Origin of the sequence: Streptomyces sp. NPDC007991, from assembly GCF_042958445.1 — a bacterium.
Classification (GTDB): Bacteria; Actinomycetota; Actinomycetes; order Streptomycetales; family Streptomycetaceae; genus Streptomyces.
Window position 1 is genome coordinate 131,411 of the sequence record NZ_JBIBJD010000003.1, and the last position, 21,652, is coordinate 153,062.

Annotated in this window: 12 protein-coding genes and 1 tRNA gene; 3 read left to right on the forward strand and 10 right to left on the reverse strand. The window is 69.2% G+C overall.

The features are described 5' to 3' along the window. Nucleotides 1–81: 81 nt before the first annotated feature. From ACFZDA_RS09055 to ACFZDA_RS09070, 4 genes are all read right to left on the reverse strand, one after another. Nucleotides 82–813 carry a sugar phosphate nucleotidyltransferase gene (locus ACFZDA_RS09055; RefSeq protein WP_391077208.1) on the reverse strand — a complete coding sequence of 244 codons (732 nt, stop codon included), beginning with the start codon at nt 811–813 and terminating at the stop codon, nt 82–84. Nucleotides 814–921: 108 nt separating this feature from the next. Continuing rightward, the gene (locus ACFZDA_RS09060) at nt 922–1,377 is read right to left on the reverse strand and encodes a hypothetical protein (protein ID WP_391077210.1); all 456 of its coding nucleotides are present in this window, start codon (nt 1,375–1,377) and stop codon (nt 922–924) included. 218 nt (nt 1,378–1,595) lie between these two features. Next, the gene (locus ACFZDA_RS09065) at nt 1,596–2,684 is read right to left on the reverse strand and encodes a sn-glycerol-3-phosphate ABC transporter ATP-binding protein UgpC (protein ID WP_391077212.1); all 1,089 of its coding nucleotides are present in this window, start codon (nt 2,682–2,684) and stop codon (nt 1,596–1,598) included. A gap of 184 nt (nt 2,685–2,868) precedes the next feature. After that, on the reverse strand, nt 2,869–3,837 hold the full coding sequence (locus ACFZDA_RS09070) for a WYL domain-containing protein (RefSeq protein ID WP_391077215.1): 969 nt from the start codon (nt 3,835–3,837) through the stop codon (nt 2,869–2,871). A gap of 126 nt (nt 3,838–3,963) precedes the next feature. On the opposite strand from ACFZDA_RS09070, the gene ACFZDA_RS09075 reads away from it, so the two are divergent. Both ACFZDA_RS09075 and ACFZDA_RS09080 read left to right on the forward strand, forming a co-directional pair. Beyond that, nucleotides 3,964–4,410 (forward strand): DUF3224 domain-containing protein, encoded by a 447-nt coding sequence (locus ACFZDA_RS09075; protein WP_391077218.1) that lies wholly within the window; start codon nt 3,964–3,966, stop codon nt 4,408–4,410. A gap of 88 nt (nt 4,411–4,498) precedes the next feature. Then, nucleotides 4,499–4,572 (forward strand) — tRNA-Thr (locus ACFZDA_RS09080). A 286-nt stretch (nt 4,573–4,858) separates the two neighbouring features. Here ACFZDA_RS09080 and ACFZDA_RS09085 read toward each other — a convergent pair. From ACFZDA_RS09085 to ACFZDA_RS09100, 4 genes are all read right to left on the reverse strand, one after another. Then, complete coding sequence (locus ACFZDA_RS09085) at nt 4,859–5,035, reverse strand: hypothetical protein (protein ID WP_391077221.1); 177 nt, start codon at nt 5,033–5,035, stop codon at nt 4,859–4,861. A gap of 1,034 nt (nt 5,036–6,069) precedes the next feature. After that, nucleotides 6,070–7,203 carry a methyltransferase domain-containing protein gene (locus tag ACFZDA_RS09090; protein WP_391077224.1) on the reverse strand — a complete coding sequence of 378 codons (1,134 nt, stop codon included), beginning with the start codon at nt 7,201–7,203 and terminating at the stop codon, nt 6,070–6,072. After that, nucleotides 7,200–8,084: a radical SAM protein gene (locus ACFZDA_RS09095; protein ID WP_391077228.1), complete on the reverse strand. Its 885-nt coding sequence runs from the start codon at nt 8,082–8,084 to the stop codon at nt 7,200–7,202. The genes ACFZDA_RS09090 and ACFZDA_RS09095 overlap by 4 nt, the downstream gene beginning before the upstream one ends. A 140-nt stretch (nt 8,085–8,224) precedes the next feature. Next, entirely contained in the window at nt 8,225–8,707 is a 483-nt protein-coding gene (locus tag ACFZDA_RS09100; RefSeq protein WP_391077231.1) for a DUF6415 family natural product biosynthesis protein, read from the reverse strand. A gap of 523 nt (nt 8,708–9,230) precedes the next feature. On the opposite strand from ACFZDA_RS09100, the gene ACFZDA_RS09105 reads away from it, so the two are divergent. After that, a complete protein-coding gene (locus ACFZDA_RS09105; protein ID WP_391077234.1) occupies nt 9,231–10,568 on the forward strand; it encodes a hypothetical protein in 1,338 nt (445 codons plus the stop codon). 811 nt (nt 10,569–11,379) lie between these two features. Here ACFZDA_RS09105 and ACFZDA_RS09110 read toward each other — a convergent pair. Both ACFZDA_RS09110 and ACFZDA_RS09115 read right to left on the reverse strand, forming a co-directional pair. Continuing rightward, nucleotides 11,380–17,811 (reverse strand): RHS repeat-associated core domain-containing protein, encoded by a 6,432-nt coding sequence (locus tag ACFZDA_RS09110; RefSeq protein ID WP_391077237.1) that lies wholly within the window; start codon nt 17,809–17,811, stop codon nt 11,380–11,382. 129 nt (nt 17,812–17,940) lie between these two features. After that, nucleotides 17,941–21,585 carry a LamG-like jellyroll fold domain-containing protein gene (locus tag ACFZDA_RS09115; RefSeq protein WP_391077240.1) on the reverse strand — a complete coding sequence of 1,215 codons (3,645 nt, stop codon included), beginning with the start codon at nt 21,583–21,585 and terminating at the stop codon, nt 17,941–17,943. Between the last annotated feature and the right edge of the window lie 67 nt (nt 21,586–21,652).

Below are 21,652 nucleotides of genomic sequence, written 5' to 3' on the forward strand. Positions count from 1 at the left end.
TTTGCCATGCGGCTCCGCCGCGTGGGCGCGACAAGCCACGACAAGCCCGCAGTCGCCCCACGACCGCAACCGACCGAGTTCTCAGCGCCCCGACGACGCCAGTTCCTTGGCGGCCTCCGTCAGATCCTTCGCCGTGTCGATCGCACGCCAATACGACCCCTGAGGGATCGTGAACCCGGCCAGCTTCCGCTCTCGGGCCAGCCGGGGGAACGTCGTGCGCTCGTGGTCGCCCCGGTCCGGCAGCAGCCCCGCGAACTCGGGGGAGAAGACGTACACGCCGGCGTTGATCTCGAAGGTCGACGGCGGGGCCTCGATGAAGTCCGTGATGCGGCCGAAGCCGTCCGTCTTCACGGCACCCCACGGCAGCTTCGGGCGGGCCAGGGCCAGCGTCGCGACGGCGTCCCGCTCGGCGTGGAAGTCCGCCATGTCACGCAGCGAGAACCGGGTCCAGATGTCGCCGTTCGTGGCGTACCAGGGCCGGTCCGGGTGGGGCAGATGCGCGGCGGCGTACTTGAGGCCGCCGCCGCGGCCGAGGGGCTCCGACTCCACGACCGTGGTGACGGAGACGGGCAGATCGGCCGTCTCCAGCCACTTCTGGAGCACCTCGGCGAGGTGGCCGCAGGAGACCACCACGTCCGTCACGCCCTCCTCGGCGAGCCAGGACAGCTGATGGCCGATGATCGGTGTCCCCGTGCCGGGGATCTCGACCATCGGCTTGGGCCGGTCGTCGGTGTACGGGCGTAGCCGGGAGCCCTGGCCACCGGCCAGAACGACGGCTTGAACGGGGCGGGACGCGGCGCTCGGATCGCTCATGAGACCGAACTGTACGTGGCGTCCCGCCCGGGGCCGCGGCGGACAAGGGTTCTCGCGTCAGCCGCGGCCGGCTTCTCACCTCTCTGGTCCGGCGGCAGGGCGGGGTGCTCAGGTGTGCGCGGCCGCGACGCCCGTGGCGAAGGCGGTGTCGCAGACCGGGCGGGCGTAGGACTGGGCGCGTGTCGGGCCGTAGACCCGGACGGCGGCCTGTCCGAGGGCGCGGGCGATGGACGCGCAGTGCTTCGCCAGCGACGGGCGGCCGTTGACGGCCTGCTGGAGATGGGTGAGGGCGACGCCCGGGTTCTCCTCCTGGAGTTCGGTGAGCAGTTGGTCCCGCAGGAGGTCCTGCGGGGCGCGCTTGGCCGCCCGCGGGGTGCCGGCGGACGTGCTGGTGTCCGCGGCGGTGAGCACCGGGCCGGAGGTGCTCCCCGACCAGTTGACTCGGGTGACCGCGAGGGTCCCGGAGAGCACCAGGACGACGGGCAGGACGAAAGCGAGGGTGCGGCCGATCCGGCGGGCGGGGCCCCGGCCGCGTCGCGTCTGTTGGTTAGTGGAGTGCTTCACGCGTGTGAGGGTAGCGCGCGGTAATGGTTTGTAGACATTTAGTCACCGGTTCGGGGGATGAGAGAGTGCCCGTTTTTGGGTAGAGCGTTGACGCGCACCGCTCGAAACGTCCGGTATGCCGGGGTATTTGTCGACAACGAGAAGGGCCCCGCGGCACGCCGCAGGGCCCTCTTCGTCAACCTGGGTGATTCACCCGGGGTTGTGCGTTTGCCGGTGGGTCAGTCGGACAGGCGCTCGCCCGTGGAGGTCGAGAACACGTGGGTCTCACCCGAGCGGGGCACGATGTGCAGCTGGCTGCCCTTGTCCGGGACGTCACGGCCGCTGACACGGACCACGAGGTCCTTGGAGTCGTCGCCGACCTTCGCTGTGCCGTAGACGTAGGCGTCGGCGCCGAGCTCCTCGACGACGTTCACGGTGACCGCGAGGCCCTGCTCGACGTCCGGGCCGGCCACGTCGAAGTGCTCGGGGCGGACACCGACCGTGACGGTCTTGTCGGTGGTGGCGGCGATGGCGTCGCGCTGCACCGGCACGACCGACTTGCCGAACTTCACGCCGCCGTCGGTCACCGGGACCTCGACGAGGTTCATCGCCGGGGAGCCGATGAAGCCGGCCACGAAGAGGTTGGCGGGCTTGTCGTACATGTTGCGCGGGGTGTCGATCTGCTGGAGCAGGCCGTCCTTGAGGACCGCCACGCGGTCGCCCATCGTCATGGCCTCGACCTGGTCGTGGGTGACGTAGACGGTGGTGATGCCCAGGCGGCGCTGGAGCGAGGCGATCTGCGTACGCGTGGAGACACGGAGCTTGGCGTCCAGGTTGGACAGCGGCTCGTCCATGAGGAACACCTGCGGCTCACGCACGATGGCGCGGCCCATGGCGACACGCTGGCGCTGACCACCGGAGAGCGCCTTCGGCTTGCGGTCCAGGTACTCGGTGAGGTCGAGGATCTTCGCGGCCTCTTCGACCTTCTGCCGGATCTCCGCCTTGTTCACGCCGGCGATCTTGAGCGCGAAGCCCATGTTGTCGGCGACGGTCATGTGCGGGTAGAGCGCGTAGTTCTGGAACACCATGGCGATGTCCCGGTCCTTCGGCGGCAGGTGGGTGACGTCGCGGTCGCCGATGCGGATGGCGCCGGCGTTGACGTCCTCGAGTCCCGCGAGCATGCGGAGCGAGGTGGACTTGCCGCAGCCGGACGGGCCGACGAGGACGAGGAACTCGCCGTCCTCGATGTCGATGTCGAGCGCGTCAACAGCGGGCTTGGTGGAACCCGGGTAGACCCGGGTCGCCTTGTCGAACGAGACAGTGGCCATGGTGAATGAACCCCTTCTACCGGCAGGAACGTGCCGGACGATCCGAGTAGGAAGGCGGTGCCACGACGGTGTTCCGTGGTGGTGTAGTCCACGCGGGTGAACTGGCTCAGGACGGTACCTGGCGTTCACGTGGTCTGTCAGTACCTCCGGCCCTGTGAACTTCGTGGAAATTTTCGAAGACACCTCACGGCCGCCCGTACCGGTCCGCCAGTGCCGCCACCGCCCGCGCAACGGCCTGCCGCAGCCCGGGCGGCCCGAGGACCTCCGCCTCCGGACCCAGCCGGAGCAGATCCCCGACGGCCACGGCCTCCGCCTCCACGGGCAGCTCCACCTCCACCCAGCCGTCCGCGTCCGGCGCACCCGCGCTCTCAAGCGCCCGTGCACCCGCAGCCCCGAACTGCATGGGCAGCAGCCGCTGCCCCCGCGGTGAGAGCCGCACCCGGGCGACACCCTGCTGCAGGGCCGCCTCCAGCCGCCGGGACGACTCCTCCCAGCAGGCGGCCAGGTCGAAGCCGGCCGGGCGGTCGAAGAGCTCCCCGGTCTCCTCCACGGCCAGCAGGCGGGAGACCCGGTAGGTCCGCACGGACTCCTCCGCCAGGGCGACCAGGTACCAGATGCCGCCCTTGAGGACGAGCCCCAGCGGCCGCACCTCCCGGCGCACCTCGCCCCGCCACCGCCGGTAGTGCACGCGCAGCACCCGCCGCTCCCACACGGCCGCCGCCACCGGCTCCAGGCAGGGCACCGGATCGGCCTCCCGGAACCACGCCGGCGCGTCCAGATGGAACCGCTCCTGCACCCGCCGCGCCTGCCCGGCCAACTCCGCCGGCAGCGCGGCCTGCACCTTCAGCTGGGCACTGGCCAGCACCGCCCCGAGCCCCAGCTCGCGCGCCGGGCCGGGCATCCCGGCGAGGAACAGCGACCCGGCCTCGGCGTCCGTCAGACCGGTCAGCCGGGTCCGGTAGCCGTCCATCAGCCGGTAGCCCCCCTCCGGCCCGCGATCCGCGCACACCGGCACGCCCGCCGCACCCAGCGCCTCGACGTCCCGGTAGACCGTGCGCACCGACACCTCCAGCTCGGCGGCGAGCTCGGGCGCGGTCATCCGCCCGCGGTTCTGGAGCAGCAGGAGCAGGGAGAGGAGCCGGTCGGCACGCATGGGGGCCATTGTCCGGTGGACATCCCCGTACCCGTCCCCGTACCTGACAGGAGATGTCAGGTACGGCGGGCAGAGTGCTGTTCTCAGACGGCCCGCACGGCCACCGGCAGCTCGAGAGGACGCACCATGCCCGGCACACACGCCAACACCACGAACACCACCACGAACACCACCACCACCGGCCACTTCACCTTCGCCGACTGGCAGGAGCGAGTGATCGGCCCGGGGGAGGACGCGAACCCCCGGCTCGCCCACGCCTCCGTCCGCAACACCTTCAGCGGCGGCATCGAGGCGGCCCGCACGATCTGCGAGTACTCCATCGTCTACGTCACCCAGAAGACCGGCTCCTTCACCGGCATGGAACTGATCACCGGCCGTCTCGACGGGCGCGAGGGCAGCTTCGCGGTGGAGGAGCGGGGCTGGTTCGGTGAGGACGGGACGGTGCACTGCACGTTCGAGGTGGTGCCGGACTCCGGGAGCGGGGAGCTGGCCGGACTGCGGGGGAAGGGCGACTTCGCCGCGCGCCAGGGGGAGACGACCGTGACGTACCGCTTCGAGTACGAGCTGGAGTGAGACCGGGCGGGGCGGAACTTCGTGGCTCGGGGCAACAGGCTCTGTGTACAGTGGTGCCGCCCTCGCGTACGGCGGTGTAGTACGCGGTGCCCCCTTAGCTCAGATGGCCAGAGCAACGCACTTGTAATGCGTAGGTCGTCGGTTCGAATCCGACAGGGGGCTCCCACTCTGACCAGGGGTTTCCTTCGGGGGGCCGCTGGACTGTTTCGGGCCTGGTTGCAGCGCCAGTTGCTCTTCAGCTTGGGCGTGCTGTTTGCAGCCGGCCTTGCACGCCTTGCGGTGGTGTGCCGCGCCGCAGGCGTGCGGGTCGTCACACCCGTGCTGCCATGTGAGCCGCTGGAGCTGCCACCAGATCTTCGCGACGCCGTTGTCCAGGTCGACGTACTTCCAGCGCAGCCCCAGCGCCTCGCCCTGCCGCAGCCCCAGGGCGACCGACCAGCGGGCCCCGTTACGGCGCTCCGCTGCCTGGGCCAAGCAGGCCGCGGGCCTCGGCCTGGCTGACGGGCTCGATCTCCTCCTCGGTCGAGGACGGCGGCTCGACGAGGGTCGCAACGTTCCGCGTCACGATGTCCCTCTGCATGGCCACCTTCAGAGCGCGGGCGAGGATCCGGTGGGTCTTCAACACGTGCCCGATGCCAACCCCTGCTTGATCATGCGCAGGTACAGGGCGTCCAGGTGCTCGGCGCCGAGCTTGTCGACGCGGTGCTTCCCGATGCCGGGGAAGAGGGTAGAGCCTGCACGTCGATCGGTAGTCGTCGAGGGTTGGCGGGCTCATGGTGCCGTCCGCGACCTTGCGCGCGCAGGCCGTGTCCATCCATGTGGTGAGCCACTGCTCCACCGTTGGCGGGCGGCCGGCTTTTTTCGTCTTGCCCGCGTCGCGCTCCCGCTCCAGCTGGCGGACTTTCGCGCGTACGACAGCCTCGCAGAGGCGACGCCTGAGGCCATGCTCAGGGCCCTGTCATGGCAAGGGCTCGTCGGGAGGAAGTGACCATGGAAGCCGAAGTGAGTGAACCGATCTGCGCGCTCCTGCAATTCCAGTGCACCGAACAGGCCCCAGACGGGGAATGGCGGCTCTATCTCGGGCTCGCCGACGAGACGGTGTTCCCGATCAACATCACATGGGGCTTCGCAAGGATGCCCTCCCTGATGGAGCGAAGAGGGGGCTTTGTCGGACGGCTCACCCGGCCTCTTGGGGGTCACCGACATTCGGCCTCTGACGGCTGCGGAGGAGCAGGCGCAGCCGGTGGGGACAACATTGCTGGGCTGAGGCCGGGCTGCCCCACAGGCGGCTGTGTCTGCGGGGCAGCAGGGAGGGCACGGCTCCGTCATCTGGACGGTTGAGCACCTCGCGCGTGGCTCGGCCGTGTCCTCCGGTGTGTGGGCCGCCCCGTCCCGTGCTCGCCGAGGGTGAAGCGGGGCGGCCGGTGACGCCGGCAGCGGACGCGCGAACGCCGCGGCGTCGTTCGCGTTCCGGGCCCGGGGGGGGCAAGCAGCCCACGCTCTCGCCACGAGGACGGGGTGGAGAGGACGGGCGGGCGTACATATGGCGGTCGGCCGCGGTGGAGGATGCGGGGTCGGCCGTCCGGAGGTGCGGCGTAGTTCCAGGCCCCGCTCATCTGCCACGGGGGGAAGCAGACGAGCGGGGCCGGCCAAGGAGGACTACAGCACGGCTCGCCACTTGCCGCGGGCGAGACGTGTCTCTCCGTCCGGGGTGATGAGAACCCGGGCGCCGCGAGCGGGGAGTTCACCGTGCTGGAGCCAGTACGCGCGGAGCCCGTCCAGGATGTCCCACAGGCGGCGCGGCCCGCCCTGGTGAACCACCGTTCGTCCGTCGCCGCCGGTGACCGCGCGGGCCCACGAGCCGTCGGCGTGCGCCATCACTGCCGTCCGCCGCTCCCCCTGCTCCTGGTAGGAGTGCTCGATGCCGGGCGCGGTGACACCAAGCATCGAGTCGAGGTCCCACGCGTTGGCGACGTCGACCACCGGGTACGGACTGGTCGCCACGTCTTCGCCGTCCATGTCGTGTGCGGCGGCGAGGATCCCGGTCAGGCCAGGCCGGTAGTCGTCGCCGTGCCGGGCGTGCATGAATCCGGCGCGGTCCCACTCCACGCGGCCTTGGGCGCTGCCGTCCGGTCGCTTCTCAGCGGTCACCAGCAGCGACGTCCCGGCGATCGTCGTGACCAGCCGTCCGCCGACGCACAGAGCCGTCAGCCAGCTCGCCGGGACGCTCCGCACGGCGACGGTGGCAACGATCCGGTCGAACCTGCCCGCGCGGGCGGGGAGCGGTCCGGTCGCGTCGACCGGCTCCAAGGTCGGGCGCAGGCCAGCCTGCTCAAGCCGATCGCGGACGGCCTCGACGAGGTAGTGGTCGACGTCCACACTCGTCACTGCCTGGTCGCCGAGCCGGTGTGCGGCGAGCGCGGCTCCGTACCCGCTGCCGGTGCCCACGTCCAGGAGCTCGTCGCCGTCGTCGATCCGGGCGTGCTGGAACATGCGCACGACCAGGCTGGGAAGTGTCGCCGACGAGGTCGGCCGGCCGGTGGGGTGGTCGTCCGGCTTGGCCCGGTCCGCGTGCAGGGTTCCGACGCGGGTGATCAGCGAGCGGTCGCTGTAGGCGGCCTGGAACCAGGCGTCCTCGTTCACCGGTTCGCGCAGCACCCAGCGGCCGTCATCGATGTCCCACCACTTCGGTACGAAGAGGTGCCGTGGCGTACGGGAGACGGCTCCCCGCCAGCGCGAGGACCGGTGCGTCACGCGGTCGGCGAGTTCTGCTGCGCAGGTTTCCCAGATCACGCGGTCACTCCGAGGCTGGGCGTCGTCGGGGCCATGGCGTACGCAGGATCGCACGCCTCGGTGTTCGCCGGGTCGCAGTCGCCGGAGTCGTCGGGCGGACAAGCGGCACGCGGCAGAGGGACCGCGTCGGTGAGCTTCTGCCAGCGGTCGCTGTTCAGGATGTCAGCGAGACGCTGCTCGCGGACGTTCCCGGCGACGAGGAACCGCGACAGGATGCACCCGGACACCTTGCCGTCAGGGTCGACGGACACGCGGTAGCGGAAGCAGTTGCCGCACAGCTCCGACGTGCTCGGTACCGCGGCGGCCTGGTTGGCGGCGCGGCCCACCTTGCGGACCCGGTCCACCTTGATGCTCGTCACCCCGAGCCGACGCAGTTCCTCCTGTGCCTGAGCAACGCGCTGACCGTCGAGGACTTCGACGATGCCGACGCGCAGGGGGATGCTGCGGCGCACGGCTTCGGCGATGTTGTCGCGGGTGCGCCGGTAGCTGCCGGGCCCCTTGGTGATCTGCTCGTGCTGCTCGGCCTGGTCGCTGTAGTAGCTGGTGGCCAGGCACACGCCCGGCCGCTCGAACACGGACCACAGGCCGGGCCGGATGTGGGTGAGGTTGGAGTACACCTCGACCTTCAGGCCGGCGCCCAGGGCGTGGTCGACGTACCGGGGGAGGTAGGGGGTAAGCGTCGGCTCACCGCCGATGAACTGCACTGCGGGAATACCAAGTTCGGCGATGTCCGTGATGGTGTCCAGCCAGTCCTGGTCAGTCATGGCGCCGGCGGACGCTTTCGGGCCCGAGCTGGTGCAGCAGTGCGTGCACTTGAGCTGGCAACGGCCGGTGACCTCCAGCTCGACGGAACGGATGGCTGCCACGTTCGGTGTAGTCATGATTCTCTCCAAGCAGTGTGGGCCTGCCCCGGCGCTCGACCTGTCCAGAGTTAGGGGGCGGGACGGGCGTTCGGTGGTTGCGACCCTGACCCTGCGGTCGCCGTGGGGCCCCGTTCACGCTGGGGCAGGGCGACCGCTCGTCAGCGGAGGCGTGTGGCGCACGCGGTGTGGACGCGGCCCGACCGGGCCGCCCCACCAGGCGGGCGGCCGACGTCGTACGGCTCCCACGCGTCTTCGCCGGCGATCGGCCGGTCGCACAACAGGCACATGGTGAGGCCGGCGAGGCTGTCGTGGTGACCGACCAGGGACACGACCGATCGCGCCAGCCGCTTCACCCGCTCAACCTCACCTTGCAGGCCCGCGGCCTCGGGCTCGCCCATGCGGCTGCGAGCCTCGGCGATCGCGGCGAGAGCCACGTTCGCCGGGACGTCGTCAGGGGACTGGGCGGCGGCGAGCTTCTCGATCTGCGGGATCATCTGCTCGATGAAGGCGCGGAAGTCGGCCTCGAAGCTCTTGACGGTCTGGTGGCCCAGCAGCGTGGGCTGCTCGATGAACCAGGTCGCCTGACTGGCCATCGTGACAACGGTCGAGGCGGCCGTCTCTGTGCCGTGGGTGGCGTTCATCGCGCATCCCCCCAGGGGCTGGCCAGGGTGTCCGCGTACACGTCTTCGCCCAGGCGCGCCACGTAGGGCCGGACCAGGAAGCCTGTCTCCTCCCCTGGCGGAGGCGCCTGCCGTTCCCGGCGGTGACTGCGGGCGGCCATCAGCCGTGCGCCGCAAACCTCAGGCGACGGGTGGTGAGAGGGCGTGGGGAGCACGGAGTGCGGCGGGGTGGTGCGGCGGTGCCGACCGGGGCTGCGCGGTCCGAACAGCACCGCTCTTACCCATTCGAGTGCTCGTGATAGGAAAGTCATCGTCGACGCTCCTCAGTAGCGTTGGCCATGCCCCGGGGCCGTGTCAGCGGTCGCCGGGGCGTCTTCGTTCCAGGCGCCCGGCGCCCTCCTCCTCGGGGGTAGAGGACGCCGGGCCGTCAACCGCCGGCCGGGGCGCGAACGGCTTGTAACCACCCAACCCCTGTGCGCTGCTGTGGGTAAGGGAGGACAGTGGAGCAGCGGTTGAACTGGTTGAACACGACTCGGGGGCTCACATGCCACGGCGACCACGCACACCGAACACCGCCCTCGCGGCCCTCATGCAGACGGGAGGGATCGGGAACGCGCAGCTAGCACGCAGGGTCAACGCGACGGGCCGCGAACTGGGCGTCACACTCCACTACGACAAGACGAGCGTGTCTCACTGGCTCGCTGGATCGGTGCCGAAACCTGAGGCGCGGCCAGCGGTCACCGAGGCGCTCTCTCGGCTGCTTGGGCGCCCCGTAACGTGCACTGAGATCGGATGGCCCGACACCAAGGGCGCCGAGACACACGGCCCAGTAGCAGGGGTGATCGACCTGAGCCGAGCCGACATGGACCCGTCCCGCCGGGGCGTGCTGAAGACCGGCATGTACGCGGCGGCTCTGGCCGTACCCAGGTACGAGGACGTGACGGGGCGGCTGGAATCGGTAACGGCAGGCCGGACCGTGCACATCGGCAGGTCCGACGTGGAGACCGTCCGCACGATGACCGACAAGGTCGCCGACATCCTGGACCAGGTCGGAGCCGGGCACGCCCGGCCGATGGCCGCCGCCTTCCTCGTCAACACCGCCGGACCCTACCTGCGGGCGAGCGGAACGGAGCAGGTCACCCGCGACATGCGGGCGGCCGTCGCTGACTTCGTGTACCTCACGGGGTGGATGGCCATGTACGAGAACCAGCAGGGTCTCGGGCAGAAGTACTATCTGCGCGCGCTGGAACTCGCCGGCGCTGCCGAGGACCACGTCACCTACTGCCGCACCCTGCGCGGGATGAGCCTGCAAGCCACCCATCTTGGCCACGGAGCAAAGGGTCTGGAACTCGCCGATGCTGCTGCCGAGGCCGCGCCGTCTGCGGGGCCGCGCCTGGTGGCGTTCCTGCGCGGCCAGCAGGCCGCTGCGGCGGCGATGACGGGTGACCGGCACACTGCCCTGACCCGGCTCACCGAGACCGAGACGGCGCTGGCACGAGCGGACAACCGGCGTGACGCTGTGGGCGGCTACGACCAGGCCGCGTACTTCTTCCACGAAGCTCACGTCCGCTGGCATCTGAAGGACCGTGAGGGTTCCATCCGGGCGCTGCGGCAGTCCAATGCGGTGCGGTCCCCGCTGGAGCGTCAGGGGCGCGTGCACTGCCTTGGGGTGATCGCTGAGCGGCAGTTCCGTATGCGGCATGTTGAGGCTGCCTGCGAGACGTGGGGCCAGTTCCTCGACGAGTACATGACGATCAGCTCGGCGCGGGGTGACGAGCATTTGAAGGCGCTTCGGAAGAGCCTGCCCGTGTACAAGACGCTGCCGGCGGTGCGGGCCTTGTCCGAGCGGGCGAGGGAAGTCGCCCGCCTGAAGGCAGCTTGACCCAGACGTGCGGAAGGCCCCCGTCCTCGACGATCGAGGCGGGGGCCGTGGTGTGCTCAGCGCGTCCCGGCCTGGTGGGTGCGGCGCCACGCGTTGTGCGCCCGCCGGCCGACGCGCAACCGGAGTCTCTTCCCGCGGCACCGGGGGCAGGTCCGCACCTTCCGGAACCGCTCAATCTCGCCCGTCCTGCGGCACCTGCGGCACGGGGCGAACGGCTTCAGGGCGCACAACACGGCGTAGCCGCCGAGCGTGGCGACGAGTGCGGCCATCGCAATCAGCACGGGGTCTGTCTCGAATCCGACAGGGGGCTCCGAGAAACCCCAGGTCAGCTAGGTGCAGACCTGGGGTCACGCGTGATCACTTTGCGGTTCTACGGAGAAATGGATCCGAGCACCCAGGTATCCACGTCCGGAGCCCGCCTGTAGAAGACGTTCGACTGTACGGGATCACACAACACAAGCAGGATCTCGTGTTCCTTCAGGTCCACGGCCTTCTGGAACGAGGTGCTCTTCCCTGCCCTCACGCGTGTCACCTTGAACTCGAGCCGATGGGGTCCGGGCGGCAGCTCAACGAATGTGGGCCGCTTCGCATCGCGACTGCGCGAGCAGAGCTCCACGCCGTTCTCCCAGAGAGACACCACGCCTGCCTTGTACGTCAGGCTCCGAAGTGGCTCCCTGATCTCCGCAAACACCAGGACCCCTGTTCGCCTTCTGCGCTGCTCCCTCCGCAAGCGCCACCTGACCTGCAAAGGAAGCCGCTTTGACTCATCGAGCGCTTTCACGGAGGGACGTCCACCGGAGTCCACCATGAGCTAATCATCCTCCCAACGCCCGGAGTCGCCCAGGTTGCCTCCCGAGGCGGTCCCAACGGTCGCAAAACCAACAGAACTCACGTTGGCGACACCGGCAACACCACGCGACACGACCGCACCGCCCTTGAGCACAGTCCGCGTAACGATGCCGGCTCCTGCTGCCTCTCGCAGCGCTGAAGTCGCGACCCGACTGGCACCAAGAGCGGCTCCAGCCATGCCCAGGCTTGCTGCACCCATCGCGCAGCTCCCCCACTGCTTGGAGAAGCATGCGTCCGCGGTCGTGGCGGCACCCAGCACGAATCCGCCGACCAACGCCGCGCCGGCAACCCATCCCAATGGGGTGATCATCGAAGCCACGCCAAGCCCGACGCCGATCCAGCCCAGGAGTTTGCTGTTGTCCTGCATGAAGTCGTGAGCCGCGCCGATTCCCTTTTTCACCGTGTTCTTGATGCTTCCCCAGAAACCGTCGTCCTTCTTGGGCTCGGGACCGGGATTGGGCGGCGGCGGGATGGTCTTGAGCCAGCCCTTCGGAGCCGGCGTCGAGGGCAGGGTGATGTTGCGGCGGCCCGGGATGCCTCCGAGACCAGTGGGCTTCATGCCCTTGACGAGCGGCGGACGGCTGCCACAGCGGCAGGCCCGGACGGGACCCTCGCTGCTGCTGCTCGCCTTCTTCTTGCTGGTGCTGACCGGAATGCCGCCCCGGCACGTGATGCCATACTTCTGCGGCTCGCGGCACTCGGGGACGCCGAGGCCGGAGGGGTCGGCGACGGTGGCCGGGTTCTGGACCCCGTAGCTGTAGCCGTTCAGGGTCTGCCCCACATTTGTCTGCAGGAGCGGGTCGACGCTGATGAACTGGCCGATCTCGGGGTCGTACTGGCGGGCCCCGACGTGGGTGAGACCTGTGCTGGTGTCAGTGGTCTTGCCGAGGAAGCCCTTGTCGTCGGGCCACGCAGTCCCTGTGGTGCTGCCTCTCGGTGCGCCGAACGGGGTCATGTAGCGCCGGGAGAATGCCTGGTCCGTGGCGTCGATGGCGAGGCCGGCAGTGCCGTGCGGGTCCGTGACCAGGTAGCTGACCTCGTTGCTGCCGCTCTCGTTGGAACGGACCGCGACGGTCAGCTCTCCGGAGCTGTAGTGACGTTGGGCCCATGTGCTTCCGTCGGCCCGCAGATGCAGCTCGGTCGCCCCCGCGTACAGGACGCGGTCCCCGCCCGCAGTGCTGCGGATGAGAAGGGTGCCGTCGGCCCCGTACAGGTAGTCCGTCGTCTCGCCGTCTTCGGTAAGGGTGTTCAGCCTGCCCTCGTCGGACCATTCGAGTCCCTGGGTGGCGGTGCCGTCGGGACGGCTTGTGGTGTTGCCGGCGCTGTCGGACTCGTAGGCGTGTTCCGGGGCGGTGCAGTCAGCCCTGGTGCTGGTGCCGGTCAGGGCGTGCGGCTGGCCCTCCTTGGTGTAGCAGTAGGTCGTGGTGGTGTCGCCGGTGGCGGTGTGCTTGGTCTCCGTTGTGCGCTGGCCGGCATCGTTGTAGGTGTAGCCGGTCCAATACGGGGCCCGCCCGCTCAGGTTGCTGGCGCTGCGGGCGTCGGAGCACTTCTGTGAGGCGGGTGTCCATGCCTCGGTCAGGCGTCGGTGGCCGTCGTAGGCGAAGCACTGGGTCTCCGCCGCGGCGGTGCCGCCGGGGGTGCTGGTGTCGGCGACGGAGGTGACGTTGCCCGCCTGGTCGTAGGTGTAGTTGAGGTTCTGCAGCTTGTAGGGATGGGTCTGGTCCGTGACATGGCTGCCGACGAGCCGTCCTGTGCCCTCCTCCCAGGTGTTGGTGACGTACGCCTTCTTGTGCTCCTCGGTGTCGGCGGTGCCGAGCACGAGCTGCTGTGCCTGGCCGAGGGCGGAGTAGTCGATGTCGAGGAGGTAGCCCGTGCTGCCGCCGATGGAGGTGACCTGGCCGGTGCCGGTGTAGCCGTAGTCGACGATCTCCGAGGGCAGGCCGCCGAGGGCCGGCTCCTTGGCGCTCTGGAGGGTGCCGTCGGTGTTGTAGGTGCTCTCGAACCGGAGCGTGGCCGCACCCGCCGCAGCGAGTGGGTCGGAGTCCGGCAGGGTCAGTTCGGTGGTGGTGGGCCGGGACAGGCTGTCGTAGGCGGTGACGGTCTCGGTGTACGCCTTGCCCGTCTTGCCGCCGACGTAGCGGGTGCTCGCGTCCGGCAGACCCTTGAGGACCGCGTCGTAGGTGAAGGCGGTCAGCTGGTTGGCGTCGGTCTTCGAGCCGGTCCACGTGCCGGTCGTGCGGCCGAGTTCGTCGTAGCCGGTGAGGATGCTCTTGCCACGGGAGTCGGTGGTCTTGGTGAGCCGGTCCAGCTTGTCGTAGTCCATCCTGGTCAGACCCTTGTCCGGGTCGTCGGCGGTGGTCTTGCGGCCGAACAGGTCGTAACCGTATGTCCACTTGACGCCATCGGGACCGGTGACCTGGGACTGCTGATCGTCCAGCGTGTACTGGAATGTGATGGTGGCGTACGAGACGGTGCCCGAGCCGCCGCCGAACTGCGGGTCGGCCGGGCTGGTGCCCGTGTACTGGCGGGTCTCGGCGGTCCGGCCGCGGACGTCGGTGATGGTGCGGGTGGCCGAGCCGCCCTGGAGGGCGGTGGTGGCGGTGGAATCACCGGTGTAACTGGTGGTGGTCGACCACTTCTTCACCCCGTACGTGTACAGAGTGCTGGTGGTCGGCCGCTCCGAGCCGTCGTACACCGTCTCGGTCTGGGTAGGCGCCTCTCCGTACTCCGCACGCGTGTAGTCGCCGTTCGGGGTGGCGGTGCTGTCGAAGATGTCCTCGTACTTCTCGTAGGCCAGACCGCGTGTGTCGTAGCGGGTGTCGGTGAGCACCCGGCCGGCGAGCGGGGTGGGCGACTGCGTCTGCAGGGGCCGCATCATCGAGTCGTACAGCTCGTAGGTGGTGTTGTACGTCTCGCCGTCCTTCTTCAGGGCCGAGGTGGAGACCCATGACGGCTCGCTGCTGCTGATCCGGTACTTGAAAGTGGTGTTCGCGCTGTAGCCGGCGGCCTTGTTGCGGTTGGGCTGCCAGACCGCGGTCAGCCGGCCGAGGGCGTCGTAGGTGGACTCGGTCTTCTTCAGGTTCGCGTCATACACGCGCAGGGCCTGGCCGTGCCTGTGGTCCAGGAAGCTGGTGACCTTGTGGCCCTTGGGGTCGGTGACGATGGTCTTGGTCAGTGGCCCTGCGGCGGCGGGGGTGTAGGCCGTGTTGGTGGTGCTGCCGACGGCGTCGGTGACGTCGACGGGGCGGCCGAGGGTGTCGTACGCGGTGGTCGTGGTCGTCTGCCAACCCGAAGCAGGGCGCAGCCCGTCCGAGCCCGCCGTGGCGGAGTAGCCGGTGGCGCGGCCGGTCCAGGTGGCCGCCCCCTTGGCCGGCGTCTGGGACGCCGACCAGGCCGTGGCGGAGGGGTTGTCGTACACCGTGGCGGTGTCGGACAGGACGTCGCCCCGGGTGGCTGAGTTCGCCGGAAGGCTCAGGCTCGTGTCGGCCACCGAGCAGGACTGGCCGACCGTCCGGGTACGGGAGACCAGGTCGTTGATGCCGGCCGTGTCGTTGCGGGCGTACCAGGTACGGGTACAGGTCTGGTCGCCGCCCTTGCCGACCTCACCGGAGTCGTCGACGGTGACCGGCATGCCGTAGTCGTCGTACGTAGTGGCGATCGCGCGGGCCCGCCAGGTGTTCGCGGCGGTCAGGTACTGGTGGGTGGTGGTCTTGGCCGTGCGGACGTAGCGGGCGACATGGTCGGCGGCGTCGGGCACGTTCTGGCGTCCCGTCTCGTTCGACCACGGGTCGTTGACCTCGACCGTGATCGGCGTCGCGCCGTTGTAGGTGACGTGCTCGCGGCGTGTGCCCGCGTACTGGTCGCTGTCAGTGATGCTCGCGACCCCGATCGCCGGCGAAGAAAGCGGGCTGAGCGTGACCGAGCGGGTGGTGCCGTCCTTCTTCTTGTCGCCGTGCATGCCCTGCATGTAGAGCGAGACGGTCTTGGACCGCGTGGTGCTCGTGGCACCCGTGTAGACGGTCACCTCGCGGTAGCCGCGCCAGTCGGACCAGGTGCGCTCGGCCTTCGGCGTGAAGGGATCGTCACTGTGGTGCCAGGCCGCGCCGCTGTAGTCGTAGGCGTACTCGACCGCGTCGTTGTGGCCCGCCGGGTCCGACACGACGACGGCCTGGACCCGGTATTTGTGGAACCAGTCCACCGACGCCTCTGAGGAGCCGTTGATGTTCCAGTATTTCGGATAGCAAGAGCGGGTATTGGCGTCCTCGGCCGCGCCCGTCACCTCACTGCGCACGCACTCCGGCGAGGACAGGGTCACCGTGGTGATCGACCCGGTCTCCGAGGTGACCGTCGAGATGCGTGGCCGGGTCAGCGGCAGGATGTCGTCGGTGCCGTCGACCCTGTTCTCCCGCCACTGGTAGGTGAACGAGACCGGGTTGAGAACGATCTCGCTCTCACTGGCCTTGGCAGTCCGCTTCAACGACTTCAGGGTCAGGACGTGATCGGAGGTGTCACCGATGTCCCCGCCGTCCAAGTACTCCTGGGTGAACGCCCAGGAGTCCACGGGATCGAAGGCGCTGGTGGCTGCGTTCCACGAGGAGGTGTCGATGCCGGTCAGGCGCTTACGAGAGAAGAACGAGGGGCCGCTGGCGAGGCAGTCGGTGTCTCCGTCGGTACAGATCGCGTCGAAGGGAACGTCGGGCCAGTTCTCGGCGGTGTCCTGGGTCAGCGACGAGCAGTCCGAGGCGGTGCAGCGCTCGGCGTGGCTGAAGGTGACCTTGGCGTCGGCGTCGTCGGTGAACAGCGCGCCCTTGCGCAGCCCGTACTTGATCTCCTTCAGGTAGCCGCCGCGCGTGTAGGAGGCGTTGGCGGTGGTGGCCTTGTTCTTCTTGTAGTGGTTGGTCTCCTTGGCGTACCAGTAGGTGGAGGCGTTGCCGTGGGTGTCCTCGACGTAGTCGAGGTTCCACCGCCACGCCTGGGTCACGGAGCGGTCGCCGAAGGCGTCGCCGTTGTCGTAACCGGGCTCGCCGGAGTCGTCGCCGAAGACGGGGACGGTCCAGGTGGAGTTGGTGCGCTGGTCGGCGGCGCCGTCGAGCTTGTTCAGGCCGAAGACGTACTTGGTGCCGTCGCCGGTGACGACGGTCCAGTACTCGCCGTTGCCGTCTGAGTTGTCGGCTCCGGTGGAGCGGGTCACCGTGGAGGCGTCGTCGTCCTCCAGCCGCCAGGTGCTGTCCCAGTCGCCGGACTTCTTCACCAGGCGGCTCGCCTTCCCGTTCAGGACGAGCTGGGCGTTGTCGTATTTCCAGCAGTGGTCGAAGACGTCGTCGTGGCCGTCGTCGTCGCAGGAGCCGTAGGACCGCTCGATGTAGGACTCGGTCAGGCTGAAGCCCTCGCCGACTGCGCTGCCCTGGTTGTTGGTGGTGGCGGTGCGGCCGTCGACACTGCCTGAGTCGTACGAGAGGGACAGCTCCGGCGTCGGCCCGGCCGCTGCGGGTGGCACGTTGAAGTCGTAGTTCCAGGTGAAGGAACCGGAGTTGTCGCCCGCCTCCCAGGTGGATGATTCCGACAGTTCGGTGGCCGAGTAGTCGCCGGCGCCTGAGGGGGATTCTCCCGAGCCGGGGTCGGACGCGGTCACGGCGAACACCGCTGTCTGCGCGGTGGCCGCGTCGGCCAGCTGCGTCGAGGGGCCGTCGCCGGTCTCGGCCAGTGGCACGGAGGCGGTGATGATCCGGTCGGTGAGGTCGTTGTCGGACTTGACGGGGGTGGCGGTGCGGCACGCGGCCTTCTCCGGCGTGTCCAGGGCACAGCCGGGCAGGCGCACCAGGCGCAGCCGGGAGGCCCATCCGCCGCCGATGGCTGAGGCGAAGCCGCTGTAGTCGATGCCGAGTTCGGTCTGTCCCGGCCTGTCCGCCTCGGCGGTCAGCAGGACACCGGTGATGCCGGCGGCCCTGGCGGCTTTCTGGCCGAGGACCGTGATGTGTGCGGTGGTACCGGATTCGGCGCCGTTCTTGCCTCGGGCCGAAGTGATACTGACGGGGAGGCCGCCGGGCTCCGCCCGGACGCGCTTGCCGGCCTCCAGTTCGAGGCGTGCCTCACCCTGCTCGGGCCAGGCCGCCTTCCGCTCGGCACGGGCCTTCCGGGCCCGTTCGGCATTGGCCTTGTTGTCCTTGGCGACCTTCGCACGGGCCTTCTTCGCGCCGGGCCCGTCGACCTCCTTGACCTTGCTCACCCGCTGATCAGGAACGTCCGGTCGACCAAGCCCCTTGTCGGCGGCCTGCGCCAGGGAGGCCGGCCCGGTAGGGACCACCAGTGACAGGGCCAGGAACGTCACGATCGTCCCGGCGCGCCGCCTTCTGCCACTCCGTCTTCTCTCTGATGTGCCTATGCCAAAGGCCATGATTGTCCGCTCCCACCCCGTTGGGCTGTTCGTTTCGAAAGGCCGACAGAGACGTCGAAATGCTGATAAGCGCTGTGGCGTTACGGTGCGGCGCCGCCACAGTGGCGCCGCACCGCCCGACCGCGAGGGTCAGTCGCCCACGCGGACCTCGACCTGCTCGGGGCTCGCCATCGCCCCTGCCCACAGGCGGACTTCGGAGACACGAGCGGGCAGGTAGTGCCGCCATGTGCCGTTGGTGAAGCCCTTGCCGATGGCGAAGTCCCCACTGCCCAGCTGGACGGTGAACGACTTCGCGTCGCCGTTCTGCCCGTAGCCCAGATAGAGGCTGATCGTGCCGTACACCGAGTCGTAGATACCGGTCAGCCGCACCGGGCTGTCCAGAGCCGCCGCTTCATCGGAGACCACCGAGGAGAAGGTGCCATCAGCGTTCAGGCGGCCGAAGTGCCAGATGCCGACCGGCCTCGTGGTCTCCTCCAGCGTCTCCTCGTCCAGCACGGTGTCCTTGCCGGTCAGCTCGTACCAGATGCCCCAGGCCGAACCGTCTTCCGTCCGCTGGCCCAGGACCTGGCCGGTGTATCCGATGTCCTTGCTCAGCAACTTCGCGGAGTCCAGCTCGACGAGCGTGGACACGGTGAAGGGTGCGTGGTCGTACACCAGCGGGCCCGGGGTCGTGGCCGCGTCATCCACTCCGTCCAGGAGGATGGCCTCGCCGCTGATGGCGGCACCGCCGGCCAGGGTCAGACTCCTGCCATAGCCGGACGTGGTGTCCGCCACGGTCGTTCCGCTTCCCCGGGCGGCGTTCCAGTCAGCCACCAGCTCGACGCCGGCGAACTTCTCCGAGACCAGCAGCCGCGTCTCGTCCGCGACCTCCTCGTGCGTAAGGACACGCTGCCAGACGGCGACTTCGTCGATCGAGCCGGGGAAGTGGTACGTGGAACTGCCGCTCGGGAACTTGTAGCGGCCGAACTGCAGCCCGCCGGTGGACTCCCAGGAGCCCGCGCCGGTCGCCAGAGGCTCGCTCTGCCGACGGCCGTCCACGTAGAAGATCAGTTCTTCCGTGGCCGGGTCGTAGCTGCCGGCCAGGTGGGTCCACACACCGGTCTGGGCGGCGTAGACGGAGTACTTCCCGCGGAGGGTGGAGCCGTCCTGGTCGAGTACGCCGAAGAACCACTGCTTCACATCGGCGAGGTACCAGAGCACGAACGTGTTGCCCTGTCCCCCGGGCTGTGCGAGCACGGAGGCGTTCTTGTTGCCCTCGTCCAGCCGCGCCCAGGCGGAGACCGTGTAGGCGGAGCGGGTCTCCAGCACCGGCGCGCTGGTTTCCGCGTAGGCGGTGGTCCCGTTCAGCGACAGCCCCTTGTCCGTGACCGCCTCCGCCAAAGGCCGGCCCTCGCCGTCGTGCGTGATCAGCCCGCGCCGGCCGCGGTCGTCGCGCACGGCACCGCCGCCCAGCGTCGCGTCGTCGCTGCCGTCACCGGTCGCGGAATCCTTGGCGGTGCCGTCGGTCTCGTCGAAGTGCCAGCGCCCGACCGGGCCTTCGCCCGCGGCGACCAGGAAGTCGACCACGTTCTGGGCGCCCCAGCGGCCCACCGTGTCCTTCGCCCGCACATACAGGCTGTACGTACCGGAGCTGTTGGGCGTGATGTCCTTCGACACCGTCGATCCATCGATCGCCGTCGACCAGGCGTCCTCGGAGGACAGCTTGTACTGGTAAGCGACGTTGGAGTCCCCGGTGGCCGGGCCGAACGTGAAGGTCCCCTTCTGGCCGGGCCCCCCTCCGGGTGCGCAGGCCGTGTCGGTGCAGGCGGAGTAGGGGCTGCCGACAGTGATCTTCGGGGCCTTCGGTGCGGTCGGGTCGACCTTGAAGTAGCACCAGCCGGTCGTCGAGGCGTTCGACGGTCCCGACAGGTAGCTTCCGCCGCCGTTGTAGTAGGAACGCACCCAGGCCCGGTACCGGTACAGCGTGCCCTCGGTCAGCGTCGACCACGACTTCGTCAGTTTCACACCGTCACCGACGTACCCGCTGGACGGGCTGAGATCACCGTTGCCGGCCGTGGTGTCCGACCAGGTGGTGTCACTGTTCTTGTGGTCGAGGTCGAAGTAGACCCGCAGTTGCGCATCCTTCTCACCACCCGACGCAGTCTGTGCCGTCGCGGTCAGCGCCGGAGTGGGGTCGGAGACGATCGCCGGGTCCGACTCGGTCGTCTCACACACCGTGCCCGAGCCGGTCACCAGGCCGATGCCGGTCGGCTTGGCCGGCAGACCGACGAAGTCGACCGCGAGCACGGCGTCGTTCTTGAAGCGCTTCCAGGCGCTGGTGTCGGACTCGTCGTGCGCCCGGATCTCCAGCGTGAGCCGGGAGAACTTGCCCGCCGCGAAGCTCCGCACCGTCGGCGTCAGGTTCTCGTTCGACTCCTCGGGGTTGTCGTTGAACTCGATCGGCGCGTCCGGGGAGTCCGGATCACACAGCGAGCCGCGCCCCGCCGACACATGCCGGTCACCCATCAGGTCGAGCGCTTTGGGGCGGGAGGACCACGTGGTGGAGGAGGAGATGTTGTTGGTGCGCACCAGGTCCACCCAGCGCGGATCGCACTGGAACGCCCACGGCTCGGTCACCCGGAACGTGGCGTCCAGGACGTGCTTGCCCTTCAGGCTCGCCGGCGAGAACTCGAAGTACAGCCTCTGCACATAGCCCGGACCGCAGTAGTAGTTGTTCCAGGTGCCGCACTCGCCCGCGCCCTTGCCCAGACCGTCGTCCCCGTTGCTCCAGCCGTAGGACTCATAGCCGTCACTGCGCAGCAGCGTGCGCTCCGACTCGCCCCAGGTCACCGTCGGATCGATGTACAGCGGAAACGCCGACGCCTCCGTCCCGGTCAGCATCCCCGCGTCCGGGATCACCGTCAGCGCGTCGCCGGAGACCTTCACGTCCATGGTGGTGACGGTGTCCCCCGCGCCCGGTTCAGCACCCTCCGCTGATGACGCACCCACCTCGGCGGGATCCGAGCCCTCAGCGTCCGCATCCACCGAGGCTGTCGCCAGGGACATCGTCTGCGGACCGGATGCCGTACCGGCAGAGTCCCACATCTGAGCAGGCGGGGCCCTGAAGACACGGTTGCCGTCGTCGTCGATCGCAGTGAGGTTGCCCGCCTTCCCCTTGAGCAGGCTCAGGCCGGCCGCCTTCAGCGAGTAGTCGATCTGCTTCAGTTCCTCCAGGGCCGCAGCCTCAGGAGTCTTCACCACCAGCACATGGCGGAACCCCTCGACAGACGCCGTAACCCTCAGGTCGACGCCCGGAAGCACTTCCGCGTACACCGCGCTGGTCCCGTCCAGCTCCGGCTTCGGGAGCTTGCCCGGCCACCCCAACTGGAGTGACCGTCCCCGATCGGAGATCTTCACCAGCGGCTCGGCGTCCCCGCCACCGGAGAACTCCATCTCGACCGCCGTGGCCTTCGGCGCCACCATCCCGTCCCCACGGAGCTCCAAGGTGGCGTCCGGCGCCTGCCAGCCCCCACCGGACGAGGGCACCCGCACCGGAACCGCGGACTCCTCCAACGTGAAGGTGAAACCGTCAGGGTTGGCGAAAACTGTCGTACGCTCCGACCGCTCTCCGACGACCTCGACCCGCTTCCCCGACTCCTGGGCCTCGGCGAGCGCCCTCTGCCCCTCCGACAGCGGAGGCTGAGCCTCATCCGCCACCGCCTGGGAAACCGGCCCCCAAGCAGGCACAACTGCCAAAATCGTCGCCGCGGTCACAGCGGAAACCAGGGTCCGCATCGGTCTTCCGTGCACGCCGCCAGCGCGGCGCCCCCATCTCAAACTCACAGCCCCACCCCAAGTTCAC

What these genes read in the sequence shown, in the direction of transcription:
- ACFZDA_RS09095 (WP_391077228.1), bottom strand. Translation starts at nt 8,084, where the DNA reads ATGACTACACCGAACGTGGCAGCCATCCGTTCCGTCGAGCTGGAGGTC.
- ACFZDA_RS09070 (WP_391077215.1), bottom strand. Translation starts at nt 3,837, where the DNA reads ATGCGTGCCGACCGGCTCCTCTCCCTGCTCCTGCTGCTCCAGAACCGC.
- ACFZDA_RS09100 (WP_391077231.1), bottom strand. Translation starts at nt 8,707, where the DNA reads ATGAACGCCACCCACGGCACAGAGACGGCCGCCTCGACCGTTGTCACG.
- ACFZDA_RS09110 (WP_391077237.1), bottom strand. Translation starts at nt 17,811, where the DNA reads ATGGCCTTTGGCATAGGCACATCAGAGAGAAGACGGAGTGGCAGAAGG.
- ACFZDA_RS09105 (WP_391077234.1), top strand. Translation starts at nt 9,231, where the DNA reads ATGCCACGGCGACCACGCACACCGAACACCGCCCTCGCGGCCCTCATG.
- ACFZDA_RS09075 (WP_391077218.1), top strand. Translation starts at nt 3,964, where the DNA reads ATGCCCGGCACACACGCCAACACCACGAACACCACCACGAACACCACC.
- ACFZDA_RS09115 (WP_391077240.1), bottom strand. Translation starts at nt 21,585, where the DNA reads ATGCGGACCCTGGTTTCCGCTGTGACCGCGGCGACGATTTTGGCAGTT.
- ACFZDA_RS09065 (WP_391077212.1), bottom strand. Translation starts at nt 2,684, where the DNA reads ATGGCCACTGTCTCGTTCGACAAGGCGACCCGGGTCTACCCGGGTTCC.
- ACFZDA_RS09055 (WP_391077208.1), bottom strand. Translation starts at nt 813, where the DNA reads ATGAGCGATCCGAGCGCCGCGTCCCGCCCCGTTCAAGCCGTCGTTCTG.